The organism is Aminomonas paucivorans DSM 12260, from assembly GCF_000165795.1.
In the GTDB taxonomy this organism is placed as follows: domain Bacteria; phylum Synergistota; class Synergistia; order Synergistales; family Synergistaceae; genus Aminomonas; species Aminomonas paucivorans.
Window position 1 is genome coordinate 1,887,545 of record NZ_CM001022.1, and the last position, 24,726, is coordinate 1,912,270.

At 68.7% G+C, this 24,726-nt stretch carries 23 protein-coding genes and 1 other RNA gene; 13 read left to right on the top strand and 11 right to left on the bottom strand.

Features of this window, described 5'->3' with window-relative positions; all coding sequences use genetic code 11:
- Nucleotides 1–9: 9 nt before the first annotated feature.
- A complete protein-coding gene (locus tag APAU_RS08980) occupies nucleotides 10–801 on the top strand; it encodes a YdcF family protein (protein ID WP_006301417.1) in 792 nt (263 codons plus the stop codon).
- Here APAU_RS08980 and APAU_RS14680 read toward each other — a convergent pair.
- The 6 genes from APAU_RS14680 to APAU_RS09005 all read right to left on the bottom strand — a co-directional run bounded on the left by APAU_RS14680 (nucleotide 756) and on the right by APAU_RS09005 (nucleotide 6,147).
- The gene (locus tag APAU_RS14680; protein WP_006301418.1) at nucleotides 756–2,468 is read right to left on the bottom strand and encodes a response regulator; all 1,713 of its coding nucleotides are present in this window, start codon (nucleotides 2,466–2,468) and stop codon (nucleotides 756–758) included. The genes APAU_RS08980 and APAU_RS14680 overlap by 46 nt on opposite strands.
- Nucleotides 2,468–3,820 carry a replication-associated recombination protein A gene (locus APAU_RS08990; protein WP_006301420.1) on the bottom strand — a complete coding sequence of 451 codons (1,353 nt, stop codon included), beginning with the start codon at nucleotides 3,818–3,820 and terminating at the stop codon, nucleotides 2,468–2,470. Before APAU_RS08990 ends, APAU_RS14680 begins: the two co-directional genes overlap by 1 nt.
- Complete coding sequence (locus tag APAU_RS08995; RefSeq protein ID WP_006301422.1) at nucleotides 3,817–4,800, bottom strand: HAD family hydrolase; 984 nt, start codon at nucleotides 4,798–4,800, stop codon at nucleotides 3,817–3,819. Before APAU_RS08995 ends, APAU_RS08990 begins: the two co-directional genes overlap by 4 nt.
- Nucleotides 4,801–4,815: 15 nt before the next feature.
- Nucleotides 4,816–4,994: non-coding RNA, 6S RNA (gene ssrS, locus APAU_RS14945), on the bottom strand.
- A 74-nt stretch (nucleotides 4,995–5,068) separates the two neighbouring features.
- Nucleotides 5,069–5,440: a (2Fe-2S) ferredoxin domain-containing protein gene (locus tag APAU_RS09000; protein ID WP_006301423.1), complete on the bottom strand. Its 372-nt coding sequence runs from the start codon at nucleotides 5,438–5,440 to the stop codon at nucleotides 5,069–5,071.
- Nucleotides 5,441–5,598: 158 nt separating this feature from the next.
- Nucleotides 5,599–6,147, bottom strand: a complete 549-nt coding sequence (locus APAU_RS09005; RefSeq protein ID WP_006301425.1) for an ATP-binding protein — start codon at nucleotides 6,145–6,147, stop codon at nucleotides 5,599–5,601.
- 136 nt (nucleotides 6,148–6,283) lie between these two features.
- On the opposite strand from APAU_RS09005, the gene APAU_RS09010 reads away from it, so the two are divergent.
- The 5 genes from APAU_RS09010 (at nucleotide 6,284) to APAU_RS09030 (ending at nucleotide 14,129) form a co-directional block, all read left to right on the top strand.
- Nucleotides 6,284–8,659, top strand: a complete 2,376-nt coding sequence (locus APAU_RS09010; protein WP_006301427.1) for a DUF3536 domain-containing protein — start codon at nucleotides 6,284–6,286, stop codon at nucleotides 8,657–8,659.
- An 82-nt stretch (nucleotides 8,660–8,741) separates the two neighbouring features.
- Complete coding sequence (glgP, locus tag APAU_RS09015) at nucleotides 8,742–10,478, top strand: alpha-glucan family phosphorylase (RefSeq protein ID WP_006301429.1); 1,737 nt, start codon at nucleotides 8,742–8,744, stop codon at nucleotides 10,476–10,478.
- A gap of 2 nt (nucleotides 10,479–10,480) precedes the next feature.
- Nucleotides 10,481–11,989, top strand: a complete 1,509-nt coding sequence (locus APAU_RS09020) for a glycogen synthase (protein ID WP_006301430.1) — start codon at nucleotides 10,481–10,483, stop codon at nucleotides 11,987–11,989.
- Nucleotides 11,990–12,099: 110 nt separating this feature from the next.
- Nucleotides 12,100–13,395 carry a glucose-1-phosphate adenylyltransferase gene (gene glgC / locus APAU_RS09025; protein WP_006301431.1) on the top strand — a complete coding sequence of 432 codons (1,296 nt, stop codon included), beginning with the start codon at nucleotides 12,100–12,102 and terminating at the stop codon, nucleotides 13,393–13,395.
- 20 nt (nucleotides 13,396–13,415) lie between these two features.
- Nucleotides 13,416–14,129 (top strand): lipid-binding SYLF domain-containing protein, encoded by a 714-nt coding sequence (locus APAU_RS09030; protein ID WP_006301432.1) that lies wholly within the window; start codon nucleotides 13,416–13,418, stop codon nucleotides 14,127–14,129.
- A 91-nt stretch (nucleotides 14,130–14,220) separates the two neighbouring features.
- On the opposite strand, the gene APAU_RS09035 is transcribed toward APAU_RS09030, so the two are convergent.
- On the bottom strand, nucleotides 14,221–14,949 hold the full coding sequence (locus tag APAU_RS09035; RefSeq protein ID WP_006301433.1) for a 2-phosphosulfolactate phosphatase: 729 nt from the start codon (nucleotides 14,947–14,949) through the stop codon (nucleotides 14,221–14,223).
- An 82-nt stretch (nucleotides 14,950–15,031) separates the two neighbouring features.
- Here APAU_RS09035 and APAU_RS09040 point away from each other — a divergent pair, with 82 nt between their 5' ends.
- Nucleotides 15,032–15,490, top strand: a complete 459-nt coding sequence (locus tag APAU_RS09040; RefSeq protein ID WP_006301434.1) for a universal stress protein — start codon at nucleotides 15,032–15,034, stop codon at nucleotides 15,488–15,490.
- A gap of 55 nt (nucleotides 15,491–15,545) precedes the next feature.
- Here the strand turns inward: APAU_RS09040 and APAU_RS09045 are convergent, their stop codons facing one another.
- Nucleotides 15,546–16,478, bottom strand: a complete 933-nt coding sequence (locus APAU_RS09045; protein WP_006301435.1) for a GDP-L-fucose synthase family protein — start codon at nucleotides 16,476–16,478, stop codon at nucleotides 15,546–15,548.
- Nucleotides 16,478–17,593: a GDP-mannose 4,6-dehydratase gene (gene gmd, locus APAU_RS09050; protein WP_006301436.1), complete on the bottom strand. Its 1,116-nt coding sequence runs from the start codon at nucleotides 17,591–17,593 to the stop codon at nucleotides 16,478–16,480. Before gmd ends, APAU_RS09045 begins: the two co-directional genes overlap by 1 nt.
- A 140-nt stretch (nucleotides 17,594–17,733) precedes the next feature.
- Between gmd and APAU_RS09055 the strand changes: the two genes are divergently transcribed.
- The 6 genes from APAU_RS09055 to APAU_RS09080 are packed head-to-tail and all read left to right on the top strand — an operon-like array spanning nucleotide 17,734 to nucleotide 23,887.
- Entirely contained in the window at nucleotides 17,734–18,693 is a 960-nt protein-coding gene (locus APAU_RS09055) for an NAD-dependent epimerase/dehydratase family protein (protein WP_006301437.1), read from the top strand.
- Nucleotides 18,690–19,724 (top strand): MraY family glycosyltransferase, encoded by a 1,035-nt coding sequence (locus APAU_RS09060; RefSeq protein WP_198004004.1) that lies wholly within the window; start codon nucleotides 18,690–18,692, stop codon nucleotides 19,722–19,724. The genes APAU_RS09055 and APAU_RS09060 overlap by 4 nt, the downstream gene beginning before the upstream one ends.
- Nucleotides 19,725–19,726: 2 nt before the next feature.
- Nucleotides 19,727–20,971, top strand: coding sequence for a glycosyltransferase family 4 protein (locus tag APAU_RS09065; protein WP_006301439.1), 1,245 nt, complete (start codon nucleotides 19,727–19,729; stop codon nucleotides 20,969–20,971).
- Nucleotides 20,972–20,973: 2 nt separating this feature from the next.
- A complete protein-coding gene (locus tag APAU_RS09070; RefSeq protein WP_006301440.1) occupies nucleotides 20,974–21,909 on the top strand; it encodes an SDR family oxidoreductase in 936 nt (311 codons plus the stop codon).
- Nucleotides 21,906–22,811, top strand: coding sequence for a dTDP-4-dehydrorhamnose reductase family protein (locus tag APAU_RS09075; protein WP_006301441.1), 906 nt, complete (start codon nucleotides 21,906–21,908; stop codon nucleotides 22,809–22,811). Before APAU_RS09070 ends, APAU_RS09075 begins: the two co-directional genes overlap by 4 nt.
- Nucleotides 22,808–23,887: a polysaccharide biosynthesis protein gene (locus APAU_RS09080; protein WP_006301442.1), complete on the top strand. Its 1,080-nt coding sequence runs from the start codon at nucleotides 22,808–22,810 to the stop codon at nucleotides 23,885–23,887. The genes APAU_RS09075 and APAU_RS09080 overlap by 4 nt, the downstream gene beginning before the upstream one ends.
- 22 nt (nucleotides 23,888–23,909) lie before the next feature.
- Here APAU_RS09080 and APAU_RS09085 read toward each other — a convergent pair whose 3' ends face one another.
- Both APAU_RS09085 and APAU_RS09090 read right to left on the bottom strand, forming a co-directional pair.
- Entirely contained in the window at nucleotides 23,910–24,311 is a 402-nt protein-coding gene (locus APAU_RS09085; protein ID WP_006301443.1) for a nucleotidyltransferase substrate binding protein, read from the bottom strand.
- Nucleotides 24,296–24,616 (bottom strand): nucleotidyltransferase family protein, encoded by a 321-nt coding sequence (locus tag APAU_RS09090; protein ID WP_006301444.1) that lies wholly within the window; start codon nucleotides 24,614–24,616, stop codon nucleotides 24,296–24,298. Before APAU_RS09090 ends, APAU_RS09085 begins: the two co-directional genes overlap by 16 nt.
- Nucleotides 24,617–24,726 lie beyond the last annotated feature (110 nt).

Sequence of the window (24,726 nt, forward strand, 5' to 3'; positions counted from 1 at the left end):
GCCCCTTCCGTGTCCCCTGCCTTCTTCCTCTACAAGCTCCTCGGGGCCCTGGTCGTTCCTCCGGGACTTCTGTGCCTTCTGCTGGCCCTGACCTCGGCAGCGGCCTGGCGACGCCCCCGAAGGCCCGCTCTGGCGGCAACTCTGGGTGCCCTGGCCCTGGGGGTCTACGTCCTCTCCTGCCCCTTCGGGGAACGGCTGGTGACGGCCCCCCTGGAGGACCGCGTCCGCCCCTCCCTGCCCGAGGGGGACGCTCCCGCGGCGGTGGTGGTGCTGGGGGGCGGGGTGCGGTACGACGAGCGGGGAGAACCCATCCTCCCCGGGGCCTACACCCTGGAACGGCTGGTGACGGCGGCGGAGGTGGCCCGGGACCGGGGTTGGCCCCTGTTCTGCTGCGGCGGCCGGGTGCAGGGGGGGACGGGAGGTTCGGAGGGGGATCTCATGGCCCGGGTCCTGCGATCCTGGAACCCCGGGGTGGCGGTGACGGCAGAGACGGGGTCCCGGACCACCTGGGAGAACCTGGTCCGAGTGGGGACCCTGCTGCAGGAGCGGGACATCCGCCGGGTGGTCCTGGTGACCAGCACCTTCCACATGCCCCGGTCCCTGGCCTCCGCCCGCAGGCTGCTCCCGGGGCTGGAGGTGCACCCCTGGCCCGCAGGGAGGCTCACGGACCGATCCCCCCTAGGGGCGGCGGATTACCTGCCCCTGTCCCTGAACGCCTCGGTGCTGGGCCTTCGGGAGTGGGTCGGGCTGGGGGCCTACGAGGTCTTCGGCAGGTTCAGGAGGTCCGGCGAGTCCAGGTGACTCCGGAAGGGGGTCAGATCTCCCCCCGTCCCCAGCACGTCCTCCAGGCTCTGGATCCACCGGGAGAAATCCCCGAATCCCCCCTGAGCGGAATCCCCCTTGAGGCGATGGGCCAGCTTGCGGACCTGCTCGCCGTCCCTTTCGTCCAAAGCGGTTTTCAGGCGGCCCGCCAGGTCCGAAAGCTCCTCCAGGAAGGCGTCCCGGGCCAGGCGGCGCACCTTGTCCCCCAGCTCGTTCCCCTCCCGGGGGACATAGCCGGTCCACTGGGCCAGCACGTCCCGAAGCAGCTTCCCGGAGATGGGCTTGAAGAGGGTCTCGTCCATCCCCGCCTCCAGAGCCCCCGCCAGGTCCGACTCCCCCCCGGCGGTGAGGGCCAGGATGGGGGCTTCGAACCCCCGCTCCCGAAGCGCCAGGGTGGCCTGGATTCCCGTCATCCGGGGCATGAGCAGGTCCATGAAGACCAGGTCCGGGGGATCCTGGGCCACCCGGTCCAGGGCCTCCAGCCCGTCGCAGGCGGTGATCGCCTGAACGCCCATCTGCTCCAGCATGCCCGCCAAGGCCTTGCGGTTCACCAGGGAGTCGTCCACCACCAGCACCTTCGGGACGGTCCCCAGGGAACGGACCACCGTGGCCCCTCCCGGAAGCAGGGGGATCCGGACCTCCAGGGCTTCGCCCCGCACCGAGGGAAGGGTCTTGCAGACCTGGGCGTAGCGCGCTGCCAGGGAGGCCAGGACCCCGTCCAAAGCTCCGTCGGACCCGGCCTTCATCCCCCAGGCTTCCCCGAAGACGTGCAACGCTCCCTCCTCTCCTCGGAGGGCCAGGAAGACCCCCTGGGCCTCCCGGTCCACGTAGGCGCGATTCAGAAGAGCCAGGAGGAGCTGAAGTCCCCCGTAGCGGATGCGCGTCTGGGGATTCAGGGATTCCAGGAGCAGTTCGAACTCCCGCCCCTCCATGCGCTGCCACGCCGCCCCCAGTCCCCGCAGGGTTCCCAGGGCTTCCTGGAGGGGCAGGGGGGTGCCGAACCGCTCCCCCTCCAGCTCCACCTCGCAGAGGAAGGTATCCACCTGGGAGGCCAGCACCCGGGAGGCCCCCAGGGCCAGGGCGTAGCTCTCCCGGGAGTGCTGTTTCTCCAGGTCCTCCAGGGCCAGGGTGAGGGTCCACAGGGGGGTGCGCAGATAGTGCCCCCACTTCTGGGCGAGCTGGTTGCGCTGGCGCCCCCGAAAGGCCTCCAGGGCCAGGGCCGCCGCCTCCGCCAGGGTCCACAGGACCATGAGGTCCTCTGCGGCGTAGGGGGTCTCCCGCCCCGCCGCCACGATCCAGCCCGGGCTTCCCAGCCGGTCGTAGGGGGCCACGATGAGCCGGTCCACCTCCACCCCGCTGGGGAAGACGAAAGGCCCCTCCCTCAGGGCCGGGGCTCCCCCCACGGGTTCAAAGGACTCCAGTGCCCGCAGGGTGGCCTCCCGCTCCTCCGGGGATCGATCCTCCATGCGGCGCAGGGTGCCGCTGTAGGACCACACCTGGCAGAACTCCTCCTTCCGGCACCACCAGAAGGCCTTGGGGCTCTTCAGGATCTCGCAGACTGCCTTGAGGAGGGTCTCCGCCAGGGCGTCCCGGCTCTCCGCCCTCCCCAGGGCGGCAAGCAGCACCTTCAGGTTCGAGGGGTCCATCAGGCTTCCTCCTTGTCCGTGCGGTCTTCTCCCGGGGCGGCGAAACGCTTCCAGAACCGCTTCAGCCGTTCCGTCAGGCGGGGCTCCGCCCCCAGGGAGCCGGGAAAGAAAAAGCGCCTCGGCTGGGGGAGGTAGGCCTGGGGCACCCAGTGCCGGGGGTCGTCGTGGGGGTAGCGGTAGCCGGATCCCTGGGGGTGCAGGTGGTGGGGAACCTCCAGCCGGTCCCCCTTGCGCAGGGCGGCCTCGGCATCCCGAATCGCCAGGTAGGTGCTGTTGCTCTTGGGCGCCGCAGCCAGGTACACCGCCGCCTCGGACAGGATCAGGTCCGCCTCCGGCAGGCCCACCCGGTCACAGGCCGAGGCGGCGGACTCCGCCAGGACCAGGGCGAAGGGGTCCGCCAGCCCCACGTCCTCGGCGGCGAAGATGCACATCCTCCGGGCGAGGAACCGCACGTCGTCCCCCGCCTCCAGCATCCGGGCCATCCAGTACAGCGCCGCGTCGGGGTCCGAACCGCGCAGGCTCTTGATGAAAGCGGAGACCACCGCGTAGTGGTCATCCCCCGACCGATCATAGCGCTGGAGCGCCCGACCCGTCACCCGCTCCACCATCTCCTCGTCCAGGACCCGGCCGCCCCCCACCGCCACCGCCTGGACGCAGGCCTCCAGGCGCAGAAGGGCCTGTCGGGCATCCCCCCCCGACCGGGCGGCCAGCTCTCCCAAAACGGCGTCCGACGCGGCCACCTCCAGCCGCCCCAGCCCCCGCACGGGATCCTCCAGGGCACGGCGCAGCAGCAGCAGCAGGTGGCGCTCCTCCAGGGGTTGGAGGGTGTACACCAACATGCGGGACAACAGGGTCTTGTTGATCTCGAACCAGGGGTTCTCTGTGGTGGTCCCCACCAGCACCAGGTCCCCCGTCTCCACCGCCGGGAGCAGGGCGTTCTGCTGTTGGGTGTTGAAGTGGTAGATCTCGTCCACGAAGGCCAGGGCGGACTGCCCCCCCCGGGCCCGCTTCAGTTCCCGGGCCTGCTCCACCATCTCCCGAAGCTGCGCCACCTTGGCGCTCACCGCGTTGATCTCCAGGAGGGGGCGGTCCGTGACCTGGGCCAGGAGGCGCACCAGAGTGGTCTTCCCGACCCCGGGAGGACCGTAGAGGATGCAGCTGGGGACGAGGTTCCGGTCCAGGAGGCGGCGCAGGGGACCGTCGGGGCCCACCAGATGCTCCTGACCCACGTAGTCCTCCAGGGAGGCGGGGCGCATGCGCTCCGCCAGGGGGGTTTCGAAGGAGGAAAGGGAGACGTCCTTTCCGGGTTCCTCTCCCTCCAGGCCGTCGAAGATCCCCCTTGTACGGGTCATGCCGCCGATTCCCGAGGGGCCCGGCGGGGCAGTTCCGGAAGGGTCGCCGTTTCCTCGAGGGGACGGACCTCCACCCGCGCCAGGGGGAAACGGGGAGCCAGCAGGGCAGCGAGCACCCGTTCCAGGGGTTCCCCCAGGAGGGAGGGGTCCAGGGAGGGACAGGATTTCCAGCTCTCCGGGGAAAGGCGCCCCGGTTCGGGGAGGACGAAGCGGCCGTAGCCGCGAGCGGCGGCGGCCAACAGATCCGCCGCCAGGCCCTCCAGATCCGGGGCTAGGGAAACCCGCAGGGGCTGGTGGAAACGCCGAGACAAGACCTCTCCCCCCTCCTCTTGCACCAGTTCCCGGTACTCCCAGGGAACCAGGGGGCGGCAGACACGCAGCTCCGAGGCGAAGTCCGCCAGAGTGGGGAAGACCACGTCCGCCCAAGGCTCCCAGGCGGGGTCGTTCCTCTGCACCAGCACGGCCCTCATCCCCGCCCGTCGCGCCCCCACCAGGTCGTAGAGAAAATCCCCCACGAAGGCGCAGGCCCGAGGCTCCACCTCCAGGGACGACGCGGCGTGCCAGAGCACTCGGGGGTCCGGCTTCGGGGCGTCTCCGTCCTCTCGGGTCAGGGTGACCGGGGGCAGGGGGATGGACAGACGCCGGGCGGCCTCGTCGATGGCCTCCCGACAGTTCCGGGACACCACCGCCCAGGGGGTCCCGGTTTCCCGAAGCCAGGTAAGCAGCTCCTGGACCCCCGGGATGGGCTCCGCGGCCCGGGCTCCCCGGATCTCCAGATCCCGCAGGGCCTCCATGAGAGCGGCACGCCTTTCCGGATCCAGGGTGTGGGCTTCCTCCAGAAGCATGGCCCGTCTGCCGTCGTAGAAGCGACGGCGGATTTCGGTGAAGTCGAGGTGGGTTTCCGCGAGGACCCCGTCCCAATCCAGAAGCAGGGCGCGAACTCGGGAAGGGTGCCAGAAGGGGGAAAGCGATTCCGTCATGGGAACACCTCAAAGGTAAACCCCACAGTGCCGTGATGGGAAGGCCTTGACCCGCTCCTTAGCAAGGATGGAAGCCCCCCGAACCTTGGCCTTGGACGACCCGTGGGCCGTTTCTGCCGGAACGGAGCGGACCTCCGCGGGCTTGAGTGTTGGCTCAAGACACAGTCCCTTGTCCACGAACACCGCAGGGTTTATTTAACATATTATAGTCCGTCCCGATGGATTTGCAAGAAAACGGGGCGGGGCCCCGCTTCCCGCCGGTACGGGCTCACTCGGGGCGATGGACCACCAGGTCTCGGACCACCCTTCCCCCCAGCAGGTGTTCCTCGATGATCCGAGGCACGTCCCCCGGGGTGACCCTTCCGTAGGTGACCCGCTCCTCTCCCGGGCGGACCACGTCCAGAAGCGGCTCGTTCTGGCACATGCCCGCACACCCCGTGGTCTCCACCGCTACGTCATGGATGTTCCGCCTCTGGAGTTCCTCCAGCACCGCCTGCATCACCCCTCGGCCCCCTGCGGCGATGCCGCAGGTCCCCAGGCCCACGATGACGCGGCACTTGTCCTTCCCGCAGGCGTCGGGGGCAAAACGGATCCTTTCCTGAACGCTGCGCAGGTCCTCCTGTTCGCTTTGCGTCGTCACGATTGAGGCACCTCCCGAATCGTCGGCCCCCGCGACAGGGCGGCAGGGGCCCCCTTCTTCCCAGGGCGGAGGCCACGCCCACCAGGACTCCGGGCGCCTTCGCCACCGGCAAGCCTAACAAGAAGCGCCCCCCCGGGCAAGCCGGGGAGGGAGAAAACCTATTCCCCCAGGGCCTCCAGCCCTTCCCGGGCGGCATCCCGGATCCAGAGCCCCACGTCGGGGGTCCGGAAGAGTTCCGGGTCCTCCAGCACCTCCAGGAGTTCCCGGGAGTCCAGGAGGTACTCCCGGTCGTCCACCCGATGCCGGTAGACCCAGCGGATCTCCGGGTGCCCCATGAGCAGGGTCATGAGGGTGGCGGGCAGGTCCCCCAGGGGGGGGCGATCCACGTGGTCCAGTCGGAAGGTGGCCTCCAGGCGGGTTCCCTTCCCCGGGACGGACTCCAGCACCAGTCCTCCCTCGCAGGCCTCCGCGGACTGCCGGAGAAAGGGAAGCCCCAACCCCACCCGTCGGGTGGTGCGGGTAGTGTAGAAGGGGTCCGTCACCTGCCGAAGCACCCGCTCCTCCATGCCGCAGCCGTCGTCCTGCACCTCCAGACGCAGGCGGTTGTCCCTCCGATTTTCCTCCACCTGGAGCGTGACGTTGCGGGCTCCCGCGTTGACGCTGTTCTCGGCGATGTCCAACACATGGTGGGACAGATCCTCCAGCATGGGCTTCCCCCCTTGCGGCTTCCCCTTCAGCATAGCAGTCCCTGCCCAAAAGGTCACAGAGCCGTTACGCGGCAGAACGGCACATCGTCCTTTACGCGATATAATGGAACCGCTGCGGACGGGAGGTGGAACCATCTTGAGAGGGATCTGCATCCACGCCCATTTCTACCAACCCCCCAGGGAGGACCCCTGGCTGGACGACGTGCTCCTGGACCCCAGCGCCGCGCCCGCCCACGACTGGAACCGGCGCATCGACGAGGAATGCTACCGCCCCAACCGGGCCGCCCGCCTGGTGGACGGGGAAGGGCGCATCGTCCTCATCGTGAACAACTACCGCCACCTGAGCTTCAACGTGGGACCCACCCTGCACCGGTGGATCGTGCGCCACGACCCCACCCTGAACCACCACCTCATCGAGGCGGATCGTTTCTCCCTGGAAGCCACCGGGGCGGGAAACGCGGTGGCCCAGGCTTACAACCACATGATCCTCCCCCTGTCCACGGGACGGGACAAGCACACCCAGATCCGCTGGGGCATGGCGGACTTCCGGTCCCGCTTCGGGCGGGACCCGGGAGGCATGTGGCTGCCCGAGACCGCCGTGGACACCCCCACCCTGGAGGCACTGGCCCAAAACGGCATCCGCTTCACCATCCTGGCCCCTTCCCAGTGCGCCGCCGTGTGCCCCCCCGGGGGGACCTGGAGCCCCACACCCGGGGGACAGGGCCTGGACGTCACCCGTCCCTACCGGGTCGTCCTCCCCTCGGGGCGGAGCCTGACCCTGGTGTTCTACCAGGGGGACATTGCCCAGCAGATCGCCTTCGGGGGACTGCTGGACAACGGAGACCGATTCGCGGAACACCTGATCCGTTCCACCCCCGGGGAGGACGGGCCTCGGCTGCTGGTGGTGGCCACGGACGGGGAAACCTACGGGCACCACCACTCCTTCGGGGAGATGGCCCTGGCCCGGGCTTTCCAGCGTCTCTCGGAACAGCGGGAGGTCCTGGTGACCAACGTGGACGCCTTCCTCCGCCAGCACCCCGCCACCTGGGAATGCCGCATCGCGGAGAACACCTCCTGGTCCTGCGCCCACGGAGTGGAGCGGTGGCGCAGCGACTGCGGCTGCCACACCGGGGGCGAGCCGGGGTGGCACCAGGCATGGAGGGGCCCCCTTCGGGACGCCCTGGACCGCCTGCGCGACCGGATCGACGAGCTCTACGAGGAACGGGTGGGGGCCTACTGCGATGCCCCCTGGGCGCTTCGGGACCAGGCGGTGGAGCTGTACCTGGACAGCCCCAAGAACCTGGGAGCCCCGAAGGCGACGCGGGAAGGGTTTCTGGCTCGGCATTGTCCCGGCTTGGACCCCGAAGCCTCCCGCCTCGTCCTGACCTTCCTGGAGGCCCAGAAGCTCCGCCTGTTCATGTACACCTCCTGCGGCTGGTTCTTCAACGACGTGGCGGGACTGGAGACCCAGCAGATCCTGGGCTACGCCCTGAGGGCGGCGGAACAGGTCCGCTCCGTGACGGGGGTGGACCTGGAACCCCCGCTCCTCCGGGACCTGGAGGAGGCCCGGGGCAACTGCCCCGACCTGCCCAACGGCCGGGCGGTGCTGGAGCGCAAGATGCTTCCCCGAAGGCGCTCCCTGGAGGATCTGGCGGCCACGGCGGCCCTCCTGGACACCTCCGGGGCCTACTACGCCTTCTTCGTCCGCAGCGCCACCCGAACCCTCCCCTCCGGAGACCTGGCCCTGCGGGTTTCGGATCTGGAGATCACCGATGCCCGCACCGGCGCCTCCTGGTCCGGATCGGCGGCGGTGCTCTCCTCCGGGGGCATCGACGACGTGTGCCGTCTGAGCCCCGCTCCCTTGGGGGACGAGGAGACCCTGCGCCGGGGCTTCTACCGCAAGGACCTCATCTCCCTGGGGAGCTTCCTGGAGGAGCACTTCCCCCTGGGGCCCTGGCACCTGGACGTCCTGGCGCCGGACGACCGGCTCATGGTGGCGGGAGAACGCACCCGCCATGCGGAACTGCGGCACATGGACACGGCCCAGGACATCCTGACGGCCAACTGGCGACTGCTGGTGCAGCTCCACGACATCGGCACCCCGCCCCCGGCCTTCCTGGAGGCCGCCTCCACCCTGGTCTTCCGGGAGCGTCTGGCGGGGATGGCCCGTCAGGTCTCTCACGTGCTGGACCTGCTGGAGCCCGACTCCCCCCTCCTGACGCTTCTGGAGGAGGCCCACTCCATGGGGTTGGCCCCGGAACTGTCCCTTTTCGCCCCCCGATTGGCGGAGGGCTTCCACGACGAGCTGCACCGGCTGCGCACCGCCCCGGACGAGACGATCCTGGACCGGCTCCTGCGCCTCTGGCGCGTGGCCCGGGATTTGGACATCCCCGTGAACCCCTGGCGGCTTCAGAACGAGATCTGGAGATCCCTGGAGCGCGCGGAGGAAAGGACAGCCCGTCGCTGGCTGCCCCTGGCCCGGGAGCTGGGTTTTGCCACGCCTCAACCCTAGGGTTTCCGGAAGGACCCGCAAGGCTTCGTTCCCCTCGCACCCCTTCACCCGAACCACGAAACGAGTTTAAGGAGGAAAAACCATGACCGTGATGACCTATGGCGACAACATCGGCAGCTCCATGCTCAAAACCCTGGAACACGATCCGGTTTTCCGCTCCATCGCCTATTTCTCCATGGAGATCGCCATCCGCCCGGAGATCCCCACCTACTCCGGAGGCCTGGGGGTCCTGGCGGGGGACATCCTGAAGAGCGCCGCGGACCTGGGAGTCCCCATGGCGGGGATCACCCTCCTCTACCGGAAGGGCTACTTCATCCAGCACATCGACGAAGGGGGCAACCAGCAGGAGCAGCCCGTGGAGTGGAAGCCCGAGGAGTTCCTCACCCTGCTTCCCAACGAGGTGACCGTCAGCCTGGAGGGACGACCCGTGAAGGTCCGGACCTGGGTGTACGACCAGGTGGGCCAGTCGGGCTACCCCCTGCCCATCTACTTTCTGGACACGGACTTCGAGGGCAACTCCCCCGCGGACCGCAACCTCACCTGGCACCTCTACGGGGGGGATCAGCGCTACCGTCTCTGCCAGGAGCTGATCCTGGGGGTGGGAGGCCTGCGGATGCTCCGGGACCTGGGGTACCGGAACATCAAGACCTTCCACCTCAACGAGGGACATGCGGGGTTCCTCACCCTGGAGCTGATGCGGGAGCAGGGCTACGAGAGCTACGAGAAGATCCGGGACAAGGTGATCTTCACCACCCACACCCCCGTCCCGGCGGGACACGACCACTTCTCCTACGAGCTCATCGACCGGGTGATGGATCCCATCTTCGTCCACCACATCAAGCGCATGATGGGCCCCGAGGGGGTTTCCATGACGGAGCTGGGGCTCAAGTACAGCCGTTACGTCAACGGCGTGTCGGTGAAACACGCCGAGGTGAGCCGCAACATGTTCGGCAACGCCCACGTGGACGCGGTGACCAACGGGGTGCACTCCACCACCTGGACCTGCCCCGGCTTCGCCAAACTCTTCGACCGGGACATCCCCGGGTGGCGCAACGACCCCAGCCGCCTCATCCAGGCGCTCCAGCTTTCCGACGAGGAGGTCTGGAAGGCCCATCAGGCGGCGAAGATGAAGCTGTTGGCCCGAGTTCTGGAGGAGACGGGACAGGAACTGGACGCGGACGTGTTCACCATCGGCTTCGCCCGCCGCGCCGCGGCCTACAAGCGGGCGGACCTGATCTTCTCGGACGTGAAGAAGCTCCTGGACGTGTGCTCCGGGCAGGTGCAGTTCATTTTCGCCGGCAAGGCCCATCCCAACGACGAGCCGGGCAAGGCCCTGATCCGACGCATCCACTCCATGGCCAAGGAGATCGGCACGGCCCTGCCCATCGTCTTCATGGAAAACTACGACATGAGCCTCGGGGCGGTGCTCACCGCGGGGGTGGACCTGTGGCTCAACAACCCCCGCCGCCCCCGGGAGGCCTCGGGCACCAGCGGCATGAAGTGCACCCACAACGGGGTGATGAACTTCTCCGTGCTCGACGGCTGGTGGATCGAGGGCTGGGTGGAGGACGTGACGGGCTGGTCCATCGGCCCGGAACCCTCGGAGGCGGAGCTGGTGGACTACGACGAGATGCAGGACGCCCTGGACCTGTACGCCAAGCTGGAGGACAAGATCCTCCCCACGTACTACCACCAGCGGGACAAGTGGGTCTCCATGATGAAACACACCATCGCCCTCAACGCCAGCTTCTTCAACACCCACCGGGTGGTGAAGGAATACTGCGAGAAGGCCTACGGCACGGTCTTCCGGGGCCTGTAGCCATGGAGGCGACGAACCGTCCCCCGCGCTCCCGCGTGCTCCACGTGACCCCGGAGCTGGCCCCCCTGGTGAAGCTGGGGGGGCTGGGGGACGTGGCGGGCTCCCTGCCCCGGGCCCTTCGGGAGGACGGGGTGGACTGCCGCGCCCTTCTGCCCGCCTACCCGGGGGTGCTGGATCGGGTCCACGACCTGGGCCTGCCCTGCCGCCGGGTCCCCCAGAACCTTCACGTGGCCCTGAACTGGCGGGTCTACTCCGGTCGCCTCTGGCGCACCGACCTGGACGGAGTCCCGGTGTACCTGCTGGAGCAGCCGGAGCTCTTCACGGACCCCCAGGTCTACCCCGGCTCCATGACCTGCGAGACCGTGCTCCCCTTCCTCTTCCTGGGGGCGGCAGCCCTGGAGCTGGCCGGAGCGGCCCGCTGGAAACCCCAGATCCTCCACCTCCACGACTGGCCCGCCTCCACCGCCTCGGTGCTCCTCAAGTGGCACCGGCACTACCACCGCCTGGCGGAGGAATACGACACGGTGCTCACCATCCACAACCTGGCCCACCAGGGCATCGTGGCCCACACGGGCCTGGACGGCTGGGGGTTCCCCAAGACCTGCTTCTCCATCGAGGGCCTGGAGTTCTACGGACACGTGAACCTCCTCAAGGGGGGCATCCTGGCGGCGGACGCCATCACCACCGTCAGCCCCCGCTACTCCTGGGACGTCCAGACCCACGACGGGGGCATGGGGCTGGAGGGGGTGCTCTACGCATCCCGAGGCAAACTGCGGGGCATCCTCAACGGCATCGACTACCGGATCTGGAACCCCGCCGCGGATCCCCTGATCCCGGCACCCTACTCCGCCCAGGACCTGGCGGGCAAGGCAACCTGCCGGGAGGAGCTGCTGCGTACCTGCGGCTGGAGCGCCGAGGGTGGCCCCCTGCTGGTGTTCATCGGTCGCCTGGTGGAACAGAAGGGCATCGACCTGATCCTGGCATCCCTGGACCGCCTCCTGGCAGAGGGAAACCGGGTGGTGCTCATCGGATCGGGACACCCCCTCTTCCGGGACCGGGTCTCGGCGGCGGCGCAGCGACACCCCGGCCGGATGTGGACCTTCACGGACTTCGACGAACGGGTGGCTCACCAGGCCTACGCAGGGGGCGACCTGCTCCTCATGCCCTCCCTCTTCGAGCCCTGCGGCCTCTCCCAGCTCATCTCCATGGCCTACGGGACCATCCCCGTGGCCCGGGCCACGGGAGGACTGGCGGACACGGTGATCGATGCGGACGGCTCCCCCGACGGCACGGGGTTCCTCTTCCTGGACTACGACCCGGGGGAGCTGATCCAGGCGGTGCGCCGGGCTGCCAACGCCATGGGCGACCCCGTCCGTTGGGGACAGATCCAACAGAGAGCTATGACGGCGGACTTCTCCTGGGCTCAGTCGGCCCGGGCCTATGAGGACCTTTACCAGGACCTCCTGGGCTACGGACCGGAGGAGGACTTCTACCGGGAGGAAAGCCCATGAAATTTCCCTTGACCCAGGATGCCCTCTAGCTTATTCTCCTTGTAATGTGAACCCCACGTCGGCTCGCCACCGGGATGCCGACCACCACATTCCTCCAGGGAGGGATTCCCATGATTCTGGGCAAGTACGGTCGCGTCCTGGGCATCGTCCTGGCCGGGGGGAAGGGGGAGCGCCTCATGCCCCTGACCCGCTACCGGGCCAAACCCGCGGTCCCCTTCGCGGCGAAATACCGCATCGTGGACTTCGCCCTGTCCAACCTGGTCAACAGCGGGCTCTTTTCCATCTACTGCCTCGTCCAGTTCAAGAGCCAATCCCTGAACGAGCACATCGAACGGGGCTGGCAGTTCGGCACCGCCCTTCGGGGGCGGGACTACTTCATCACCGTGGTTCCCGCCCAGATGTGGACGGGGGAACGCTGGTACGAGGGCACCGCCGACGCGGTGTTCCAGAACCTGCACCTGGTGACCCTCTACGACGCGGACCGGGTCTGCATCTTCGCGGCGGACCACATCTACAAGATGGACGTGGAACAGATGCTCCAGTACCACGTGGACAACCACGCGGACGTCACCGTGGCGGCCAACGTGGTGCCCGTAAGCGAGGCTCGCTCCTTCGGGTGCATCGCCGTGGACGAGACGGGGCGCATCGTGGACTTCGTGGAAAAACCCGCCGTCCCCCCGGAGATTCCCGGTCGCCCGGGCTTCAGCTACGCCTCCATGGGAAACTACATCTTCGAGCGGGAGGTCCTGGAGGAGGCCATCCTGGAGGACAACCGCATCGAGGGGAGCAGCCACGATTTCGGGAGGGACATCCTGCCCCGGGTCTTCAAGCGCTGCCGCATGATGGCCTACGACTTCCCCAGCAACGTTCTGCCCGGGGACGACCGCCCCTACTGGAAGGACGTGGGGACCATCAAGGCCTACTTCGACGCCCACATGGACCTGCTCCAGCATCCCTCGGACCTGACTCTCTACAACCCCCACTGGCCCATCCGCACCGTGTCCTTCGCGGACCCGCCGGGATTCACCTACCCCGACAAGGGGCAGAGCTGCTCCGTGGTGGGCACCCTCCGGGCCGAGGGAAGCCGGGTGCTGGGGTCCATCGTGCACCGGTCCGTCCTGTCCCGAAACTGCATCATCCACGCCGGAGCGGTCCTGGAGGAGTGCATCGTGGGCCAGGGCGTGGTGGTGGGGGAGAACTGCAAGCTCCGCCGGGTGATCCTGGACGCCTACAACGTGGTGCCCCCCAACACGGTGATCGGCTACAATCGGGACATCGACGCGGAACGGTACCACCTGGACGGCGATTCGGGGATCGTGGTGCTCTCCATGCCCAAGATCCAGCTTCGCAAAAACCTGAGGCTCCCCCTGGAGGACCAGATCACCACCGCCATCGAGGGCTTCTAATCACCGAACGGAGGTCTTTCATGAACGCGACTCGTCTTTGCCGCACGACCCGCCCTTTCCTTTCCCTGGCCCTGGCCCTGTGCCTCCTGGCTCTGGGAGCCGCCGCCGCACTGGCCTCCTCCCCCCAGGAACGCATCCGGGACTGCACCAAGGTGCTCCGGGAGATGGCCAAGGAGAACGACTCCGGAGCCATGGCGGACCTGATCCGCTCCGCCAAGGGGGTGGCCATCTTCCCCTCGGTGGTGAAGGCGGGGCTGGTTTTCGGAGGCAAATACGGGGAAGGGCTGATCCTCCGCCGGGACCCCGGGACGGGACGCTGGTTCGGCCCCAGCTTTCTCAACGTGGCGGGGGCCTCCTGGGGCCTCCAGATTGGCGTGCAGTCCACCGCCCTGGTGCTGGTGATCACCAACGACCGGGGCATGGAGGGCTTCGTGGGGGACAAGGTCACCCTGGGAGGCGACCTCTCCGTAGCGGCGGGCCCGGTGGGGCGAAACGCCGAGGCGGGGACGGACTCCAGCCTCACGGCCTCCATCTACAGTTACTCCATGTCCAAGGGCCTCTTCGCGGGGCTCTCCCTGGAGGGGGCGGTGGTGAGCACGGAATACGACACCAACCGCAGCTACTGGAAGAAGGACCTGGACAGCCGCAGGGTGCTGAACACCCGGGCCACCAAGGACGCGATCCAGCCCCTGATCCAGGAGCTGAACCGGCAGATCAAGCGAAGCAGGCAGTAAGGCCGATCCGTTTCTTTCACGAAAAAACAGCGGGGGCGCTCCCTACCAGGGGCGCCCCTGTTTTGCAGAACAGATGACTTACGCGATGTCTTCACCCCGTGAAGGCGGGCAGCCCCTCCCAGCGCGTCAGTTCCGGCACGGAAACACCGGCGTCCACCTCGCAGCAGAAGGCCACGTCCCCCCCCAACCCCAGGTCCAGCAGCCGGCGGGCGTGCTCCGAGGCCAGAACCCCGGAGGCGAAATCCCCCGCCCCGGCTCGATAGGCCCGGCGGACCAGTTCCGCCCCCTCGTCCAGGGTGGCCCCTCGGGGCTCCTCCTCCAGAAGCCGCTCCACCAGAAGCCCCGCGCAGAGGCCGTCCTCCCAGGAGAGCCCCCCCTTGAGCCCCGCGCAGAGGATCCCCAGCCTGTCCCCCGTCTCCCGGACCGCCCGGGCCGCCGCTCGGGCGTTGCGGGCGCAGGAGGCGAAGACCCGTCCCCCCGAGGCCAGAGCGGTCAGCAGGGCCCGGGTCCCGTTGGTGGTGGTGAGCACCCCCCGAAGACGCGCCTTCTGGGGAAGGCGAAGCAGCTCCAGGGGGGAATTGCCCGCGTCGAACCCCTCCGGGGGCAGGGACTCCCGCTCCCCCATGAGCAGCCACCCCGCCCCCAGCCGTTCCTTCAGGGAACGGGCCTCCTCCAGAGTCTCCACGGGCAGGAGCACCTGGCCCCCTCCGTCGAAGAACGTGGCGATCTGCGACGTGGCACGAAGCAGGTCCACCACCAGCCAACCGTCCCGGTCCCCCGGGAGGGGATCCCCCGGCGTCAGGACCACGCGGATATCCATGGTTTCACACCCCTTCTTCTCCATCCGTTTCCCGTGATAAACTATTGGCAGAATCTCGCTAACCTCGAAAGGAGTGGACCTCATGCCGAAGAAGATGCTCGTGGCGGTGGATCTGAGCAAGCTGGGACAGGCGGTGGTGACCTACGGCCATTCACTGGCGCACCGGCTGAACGTGGAGACCACCTTCATCCACGTGATGCCCGCGCACCAGCTCTGGAAGGGCTACGAACCCTGGTTCCCCCCCAACTTCGACACGGAGATCCGGGAGATCGCGGAGAAGAAGATCGCCTACTTCGTCCGCAAGGCGGAGGAAGACGCCCCGTACCCGGAACACAAGAGCCACTCCATCGTCTACGCCTCCGGGGACCCGGGGGAACAGGTCATCGAGTACGCCAAGCAGCACCACATGGACCTCATCGTGGTGGGCTACAAGGGACAGAGCACCCTGGAGCAGCTCATCGTGGGCAGCACCGCCTCCAAAATCGCCCGCTACGCCCCCTGCTCGGTGCTCATCTACCGCCCGGGCTTCGAGGTCCTGTAGTCCCCTATGACCAACGTCGCGGGGAGGGCGTTTCCTCTCCTCCCCGCGGTTCGCTTCACCCCCGCAGGCTCTCCCGGTACCACCGCACCGTTTCCCGAACCCCCTCCTCCAGGCCGATCCGGGGTTCCCAGCCCAGGGCCTTCATCCGCTCCACGTCCAGCACCTTTCGGGGGGTCCCGTCGGGCCGGTAGGGGTCCCAGAGGATGCGCCCCCCGTAGCCCGTCTCCCGGGCCACCAGCTCCGCCAGGTCCCGGATGGGCAGGTCCTCCCCCGTGCCCACGTTGAGGATCCCCTCTCCCTCGTAGCGCTCCATCACCAGAAGGCAGGCCCGGGCGAGGTCGTCCACGTGGAGGAACTCCCTCCGGGGGGTCCCGGTGCCCCAGAGGGTCACCGACGGGGCCTGCACCTCCGCCGCCTCGTGGAACCGCCGGATCAGGGCGGGGAGCACGTGGGAGGTCTCCAGGTCGAAGTTGTCCCCGGGACCGTAGAGGTTCGTGGGCATGACGCTCACCATGGGGCACCCGTACTGCCGGGCCAGGGCCCGGGCCGCCACGACCCCCGCGATCTTGGCCACCGCGTAGGGCTCGTTGGTGGGCTCCAGCTTCCCGTCCAGGAAGGACTCCTCCCGGATGGGCTGGGGGGCGAACTTGGGGTAGATGCAGGAACTGCCCAGGAAGAGGAGCTTGCGCGTCCCGAAGCTCCGGGCGCAGTCCAGCACGTGGGTCTGGATCAGCAGGTTCTGGAGGATGAAGTCCCCCCCACAGGCGCTGTTGGCCCCGATGCCTCCCACCTTGGCCGCCGCCAGGAACACGTAGTCCGGCCGCTCCTCCCGAAAGAACCGCTCCACCGCCTCCTGGCGGCACAGGTCCAGCTCCTGTCGGGTCCGCAGCAGCAGGTTCGAGAAGCCCTCCCCCCGGAGGGCCCGCACCAGGGCGGAACCCACCAGCCCCCGGTGCCCCGCCACGTAGACCTTGGCGTCCCGCTCCATCAGCCCCGCCTCGGGGCGCGGGGGCCCCGCTCCTCCAGGGACGGGCACACGGAGTACCCCGCGTCCCGGCAGAGAAGCTCCCGCCGGAAGAGGTTCAGGTCCTCCTCCACCATGGTGCGCACCAGTTCCTCGAACTCCACCCTGGGGGTCCAGCCCAGCTCCTCCCGGGCCTTGGTCGGGTCCCCCAGGAGCAGGTCCACCTCCGTGGGACGGAAGTAGCGCGGGTCCACCAGCACCCGCACCTCCCCGGCCCCGTCGATCCCCCGCTCCTCCACCCCCGACCCCTCCCAGCGCAGGGGCAGCCCCGCCTCCCGGAAGGCCGCGTCGGCGAACTCCCGCACCGTGTGGGTCCGCCCCGTGGCGATGACGAAGTCGTCGGGGCGGTGGTGCTGGAGCACGAGCCACATGGCCTCCACGTAGTCCCGGGCGTGACCCCAGTCCCGCTTCGCGTCCAGGTTCCCCAGGTACGCCCGCTTCTGGAGCCCCAGGCGGATCCGTGCCGCCGCCCGGGTGATCTTGCGGGTCACGAAGGTCTCCCCCCGCAGGGGGGACTCGTGGTTGAAGAGGATGCCGTTGGAGGCGAAGACCCCGTAGGCCTCCCGGTAGTTCACGGTGATCCAGTAGGCGTAGAGCTTCGCCGCCGCATAGGGGCTCCGGGGGCAGAAGGGGGTGGTCTCCCGCTGGGGGGTCTCCTGCACCTTGCCGAAGAGCTCGCTGGTGGAGGCCTGGTAGAACCGGGTGGTCTTCTCCAGCCCCAGGATGCGCAGGGCCTCCAGAAGCCGCAGGGTGCCCAGGGCGTCGCTGTTGGCGGTGTACTCCGGCGTCTCGAAGCTCACCTGCACGTGGCTCTGGGCCGCCAGGTTGTAGATCTCGTCGGGGCGCACCTCCTGGACGATGCGGATCAGGTTGGTGGCGTCGGTGAGGTCCCCATAGTGCAGCCTCATGCGCACCCCCACCTCGTGGGGGTCCTCGTAGAGGTGGTCGATGCGCCCCGTGTTCAACAGGGAGCTGCGCCGTTTGATGCCGTGGACCTCGTACCCCTTCCCCAACAGGAACTCCGCCAGGTAGGCCCCGTCCTGCCCGGTGATGCCTGTGATCAGTGCGACCTTGGACATGCTCGAACCCCCTCCTCCGCTCAACCCCCCATGGTAGGCATCCCTCCGCCGCCGGTCAAACGGACGATGCGCCCCTCCCGGGTCGCTGCTAGAATCAGGAGGTTGTTCCCACACCCCATGAGAAGAAGGGAGGCGTTGCGGTGCGCATTCTGGTCACGGGGGGCACGGGCTTTCTGGGCGTCCCGGTCTGCCGAACCCTGATCGGCGGGGGCAACGAGGTCCTGGCCGCCCTGCGCCCCGGCTCCGACCCCTCCCGGCTTCCTCCGGGGGTTCTCCCCGCCCCCTTCGATCCCGCCTCCCCCGGTACCCTGGAGGGGGCCCTTCGGGGATGCGACGGGGTGGTGCACCTGGCGGCCCGGACCCACCGGGGGGACGCGGCGGACCCGGCGGCCCTGCCCCTCTACCGAGAGACCAACGTGGCCCTCACGGAGGCCCTGCTGCGCTGCGCCGTCCGGGCGGGAGTCCGGCGGTTCCTCTTCCTCAGCTCCATCAAGGCGGTGGGGGAAGGGGGGGGCTCCCCTTACGACGAATCCTCCCCCTGCGCCCCCGAGGACGCCTACGGGATCAGCAAGCGGGAGGCGGAAGAGGCGGTGGGCGCCGCCGAAGACCTGGAGACGGTGGTCCTGCGCATCCCCCTGGCCTACGGCCCGGGGGTGAAGGGCAACTTCCGCCGCCTGCTGGAGACGGTGGCCCGAGGGACGCCCCTGCCCCTGGGGGGCATCCGCAACGCCCGAAGCCTGGTGTCCTCCCAAAACCTGGCGGAGGCGGTGCGGACCTGCCTCCTGCACCCCGCCGCGGCGGGAAAGACCTTCCACGTGGCGGACCGGGAGGCTCCCTCCACCCCCGAGCTGGTCCGCGCCCTGGCGGAGACCCTGGGGGTCCCCCCCCGGCTTCTGCCCGTCCCTCCCGCCCTGCTCCTCCTGGCGGGGATCCTGACGGGACGAAGGGAATCGGTCCGCAAGCTCACCTCCAGCCTGGTGGTCCGCACGGACCGGATCCGGGAGGTCCTGGGCTGGACTCCCCCCCGCACCCTCCGGGAGGGACTGGCGGACACCGCCGCGTGGTGGCGGGCCTCCGCCTGCGGGGGATTGTCGTCTTGACCCTCCTGTACGCCCTGGTGGCCGCAGCCCTGGGGTTCGCCCTCTCCGCCCTCCTCACCGGGGGGGTGGTGCGCCGGGCGAAACGAGCCGGGGCCCTGGACCTGCCCAACGAACGCAGCTCCCACCGAACCCCCACCCCCCGGGGTGGGGGCCTGGGGTTCGTCCTGACCTGCACAGCCCTGCTGGCCCTGCTGGCCCTGCTGGACCGAGGCGGCTTCCGCCTCTGGCTGGCCCTGGCTGGAGCGTTCCCCGTGGCCTGGGGAGGGTGGCTGGACGACCGCAGGTCCCTCTCCCCCCGGCTTCGCCTGGCGGTCCAGGCCGCCGCCGCCCTCTGGACCCTCCTGTGCCTCGGGGGAGTTCCGGTGCTGGACTGGGGACCGAGCCGGTGGAACCTGGGGTTGGGGGGGACGATGGCCGCCGCCCTGGCCCTGTTGTGGGGGACCAACCTCTTCAATTTCATGGACGGCATCGACGGGTTCGCGGGGATCGAGGGAGCCTCGGTCTTCCTCCTCGGGGGGGCGGCGTTCCTCCTGCGGGGCCCCGTCCCCCTGGGGTTCCTGTGCCTGGGCCTGACGGGGGCCCTGGGGGGATTTCTGCTCTGGAACTGGCCTCCCGCCCAAATCTTCATGGGGGACGTGGGAAGCGGCTTCCTGGGGTTCCTCTTCGCCGCCGTCGCCCTGGCGGGGCAACTGGGGGGCATCCCCATCCCCTTCTGGATGGTCCTGGGGACAGGGTTCTTCGTGGATGCCACCGCCACCTTGCTGCTTCGGGTGGGCACGGGAAACTCCCCCGTCCAGCCCCACCGGGAACACGCCTACCAGCGCCTGGCCCGGCATGGCCTCAGCCACCGGACCCTCTCCCTGGCCCTGGGAAGCTTCAACGCCCTCTGGGGCCTCGCTGCCCTGGCGGCCCTGGCCCTGGCCCCTCAGGCCCTGATGCCCCTGTGGGGGGCCTCCTGGAGCGCCGCCCTGGCGGTCTGGGTCCTCGCCCGCTGCCTGCCCCCCACCACCGACGGGACCCGGAGGGTGTAGGGGTGCGCATCCTGCTGGTGACCCAGTACTTCTGGCCGGAGAACTTCCGCATCAACGAGCTGGCGACGCAGCTCCGGGACCGGGGACACGAGATCACCGTGTTCACGGGGCTCCCCAACTACCCCTCCGGGAAGATCTTCCCGGGATACGGCTTCTGCAGGCGCCTCCGGGAGGACTACCGGGGCATCCCGGTGATCCGCTTCCCCCACCTCCCCCGGGGAGACCGGGGCTTTCTGGGCATGGCGGCCAACTTCGTCTCCTTCGCCCTCCTGGGCAGCCTCCTGGCTCCCTTCCTGCTCCGGGGGCGGCCCTTCGACGTGATCTTCGTCTACGAACCCTCCCCCATCACCGTGGGCTTTCCCGCCGTGGTCATGCGGGCACTGCGGAAGATCCCCCTGGTGTTCTGGGTCCAGGACCTCTGGCCCGAAAGCCTCACCTCCGCGGGCAACATCCGCTCCCCCTGGATCCTCAAGCCCGTGGAACGGATGGTGCGGTTCCTGTACCGACGCTTCGACCGGACCCTGGTCACCTCCCGGGGCTTCGTCCCCTCGGTGGTCAGGCACGGGGCTCCCCAGGACCGGGTGGAGTACTACCCCCAGAGCGCCGAGCGGGTCTTCCGCCCCCTGGAGGTCCCCCCGGACGCACCGGAGCGGGGGCTCCTGCCGGTGGGGTTCGTGCTCCTCTTCGGGGGGAACATCGGGGTCTCCCAGGATTTCCCCACCATCATGGAGGCGGCGGAACTCACGCGAAGCCGCACGGACCTCCACTGGGTTATCATAGGCAGCGGCCGGATGGAGGACTGGGTCCGGGAGCAGGTGGCAGCGCGCCGACTTGGGAAAACGGTCCACCTCCTGGGGCGGCATCCCCTGGAGCGGATGCCCCGGTTCTTTGCCTGCGCCGACGCCCTGCTGGTGACCCTCAAGCGGGACCCCATCTACGGGGTGACCCTTCCGGCGAAGCTCCAGGCCTACATGGCCTGCGGACGCCCGGTCCTGGCGGCCCTGGACGGGGAAGGAGCCCAGGTGATCCGTGAATCGGGGTGCGGCCTCGCGGTCCCCTCGGGAGACCCGAAGGCCCTGGCGGAGGCGGCCCTGCGCCTCGCCTCCCTTTCCGGTGAGGAACGGTGCTCCATGGGAAGACGGGGACGGGACTACTGCTCCGTCCATTTCGATCCGGAACGACTTCTCCTGCGTCTGGAGGAGATCCTCCGGGACGCGAGGGTGGAGGAAATGCACAAGGAGGCATGAGCATGAACTGTTTGGTGACGGGAGGAGCGGGCTTCATCGGCTCCAACCTCGTGGATGCCCTGTTGGCGGACGGTCACGGGGTGACGGTTCTGGACGACCTCTCCTCGGGCTACGGGGAGAACCTGGCCCACCTGCGCGGACGGGAGGGTTTCCGTTTCCTGGAGGGGGACGTGCGGGACGAGGCACTCCTGGCACAGGCCGCCCGAGGGCAGGAGGCGGTGTTCCACCTGGCCGCCTCGGTGGGCAACAAGCGCTCCATCGACAACCCCCTGACGGACGCGGACATCAACGTCCTGGGGACCCTCAAGGTTCTGGAGGCGGCCCGCTCGGCGGGATGCCGGAAAGTGGTGTTCTCCTCCTCTGCGGGGATCTTCGGGGAGCTGAAGACCCTGCCCATCGCCGAGGACCACCCGGTGGAACCCGACTCCCCCTACGGCTGCACCAAGCTGTGCGCCGAAAAGCTGTGCCTGGCCTACGCCAAGCTCTACGACCTGGAGGCGGTGGCGCTGCGGTACTTCAACGTCTACGGCCCGAGGCAGCGCTTCGACGCCTACGGCAACGTCATCCCCATCTTCGTCTTCCAGATCCTCCGGGGGGAGCCCATCACCGTGTTCGGAGACGGAGAACAGACCCGGGACTTCGTGCACGTCCGGGACGTGGTGCAGGCCAACGTCAAGGCGGCCCTCTCCCGGGAGGTCAGCGGGGCCTTCAACATCGCCAGCGGCACCCGCATCACCCTGAACGACCTGGTGGACCTGCTGCGGGAGACGGGACTCTCCCCGAAGGTCCTCTCGGGCCCGCCGCGCCCCGGAGACGTGAGACACAGCCTTGCGGACCTCCGCCAGGCACGGACTCTCCTGGGCTTCGAACCCCGGGTGGACCTTCGGGAAGGGCTGAAGGAGTACGTGGCCTGGGCCCGGGAGGAAGCGGCCCGATGAACCGGCTTCGGGTCCTCATCCTCGGCGGCACGGGCATGGTGGGGCACAAGATGTTCCAGGTCCTCTCCTCCCGGCCCCATCTGGAGGTCTACGCCACCGCCCGGGACCTCCACGGCCTGGAGGGCTGGTTCGACGACGAGGCCCTGACCCGGATCCGCCCCCATGTGGACGCGGCGGACTTCGACACGGTCATCCGCGCCCTGGCCTCCGTCCAGCCCGACGTGGTGGTGAACTGCATCGGCCTCATCAAGCAGCTTCCCCTGGCGGAGGACCCCCTCACGGCCATCACCGTGAACGCCCAGCTTCCCCACCGTATCAGCCTCATCTGTCGGGCCGCCAAGGCCCGGATGATCCAGATCGGCACGGACTGCGTCTTCGACGGGACCCGGGGGGGCTATCGGGAGGACGACCCTTCCGACGCCAAGGACCTCTACGGACGCACCAAGTACCTGGGGGAGGTGACCTATCCTCACTGCATCACCCTCCGGACCTCCATCATCGGCCACGAGTTGAAGGGGCGCCTCTCCCTGGTGGAGTGGTTCCTGGCCCAGAAGGCCCCCGTCCGGGGCTACACCCGGGCCCTCTATTCCGGTCTCACCACCCCGGAGCTGGCCCGGGTGGTGGCGGACTACGTCCTGCCCCATCCGGAGCTGAACGGCCTCTACCACCTCTCCGTGGATCCCATCAGCAAGTACGACCTGCTGCGCCTGTTGGCGACCCACTACGGCGTGTCCACCCCCATCGAACCCTTCGACAGGGTGGTCATCGACCGATCCCTGGACTCCACCCGGTTCCGGGAGACCACGGGGTATTTCCCCCCCACCTGGCCAGAACTGGTGGAGGCCCTGCATCGGGACTACCTGGCATGCGGCATCTACGCTTTGGGAGGCGACGGACGATGATCCTGCAGGACAAACGGGTTCTGGTCACCGGGGGCACCGGCTCCCTGGGCAAGGTGCTGGTGCGGCGCATCCTGGCGGGAGAGGTGGGGCTTCCCTCGAAGCTCATCGTCTTCTCCCGGGACGAGGCCAAGCAGCACGACATGCGCATGGGCTACCTGAACCGCACCGTGGCCACCGACGAGACCATCTACCGGAACTTCATGAACCTCCTGGAGTTCCGCATCGGGGACGTGCGACGCTTCGAGGATCTGGTGGCGGCGTTGCGGGACGTGGAGGTGGTGGTGAACGCGGCGGCGCTGAAGCAGGTCCCCGCCTGCGAGTACTTCCCCGACCAGGCGGTGGCCACAAACTGTCTGGGAGCCCTGAACCTGGTTCGGGCTGTGGGAGAGGCCGCCGCCCCCCCGGAAACGGTGCTCTCCGTGAGCACCGACAAGGCCTGCAAGCCCGTGAACGTCATGGGCATGACCAAAGCCCTGCAGGAAAAGATCTTCATCGCCGCCGGCGTCACCAACCCCCGGACCCGATTCGTGGGGGTGCGGTACGGCAACGTGCTGGCCTCCCGGGGCTCCGTCATCCCCCTCTTCCACGACCAGATCCGGGGCGGTGGCCCCGTCACGGTGACCCACCCGGACATGACGCGCTTTCTCATGTCCCTGGACCAGGCGGTGGACACCATCTTCGCCGCCCTTCGGGGCGCCTGCCCCGGGGAGATCTACGTCCCCCGGGTGCCCGGGGCCCGCATCCTCGACGTGGCCCGTGCCCTGGTGGGAGAGCGGAACGTGGAGATCCGCGTCACCGGCATCCGCCCGGGGGAGAAGATGCACGAGACCCTGGTCTCCGAGGAGGAAGGGGCCCGCACCGCCGCACGAGGCGCCTGGATGGCCCTGCGCCCCATGCTCCCGGAGCTGCTGGAGCGGTGCAAAGAGGGGGACTTCGCCCCCGTGCCCCTGGAGGGGCGGGAGTACAGCTCCGCCGACGACCTCCTGGACCTGGAGGGAGTGCGCGCCCTCCTGGCCCGGCACCGCCTGCGCCTGGAGGACCTGGAACCCGGCGCGAAGGGAGAGCTGCTGCGGTAACGCCCCGAACCGACGGGATCCTTCAGGATCGAGCCAAGGCAGCCTCGATCCTCTCCAAAAGGACCTCCATCAGCCCCCGGTAGAGGGGCAGGTTCCCGTGGATCCGTACCGCCAGAGGTTCCAGATAAGTGTGGACCGTCAGGTTGCGGTCCTGGGCCATCGCCAGGGCAAGGCTCGTCTCCTCCTGGCTCAGCAACCCTGCCAGGGCCAGGTTTCGGAAGACCCCGTTCGGGGAGTTCGCCTGCAGGGCTTCCACCACGTACAGGTAACGCTGCCCCAGCTTCCAGAGGGCTTCAAACGTGTATTCGAAGCGCTGGATGGCTCCGTCCCGCTCCAAAGGGGACGGAGCTTCCAGCGCCAACGCCTCCGTAAGGGTGACCAGGGATCTTTTCGCATCGTCGAGGCGCTCTACCAATCTCTCCATAGCAGCCCCTCCTTCCGCACCTTCTCCCGCAAACCCTCGGAGGCCCGAGCCCCGTCCACCAGATCGACGAAGCAGGGAACGACGCTTGCCTCCAGAGCCTCCGCCAGGCGAGCCAGAAGGTCCGGCGGCACCGCCCCGCCTTCGGGCATCTGCAGAAAAAGGTCCCAATCCGACAGGGGGCGCGCATCTCCCCGGGCCCGGGAGCCGAACAGCCACACCCGAACCGGAGACCCTTTCAGGACTTCCTCCAGGATCCCCCGAATCACCCCTTCCGAGGCCACCCCGTCCAGTGCCCCTCCCGTCATTCGGTCGTTCCGTTTCGGATCATCGCCATTACCGCACCCCCCTTGGGGGCTTCTTCCTCCCGAGGATCGGCCCACAGACTCCACTCTACCCTCCCGCAACTCCCCTGCCA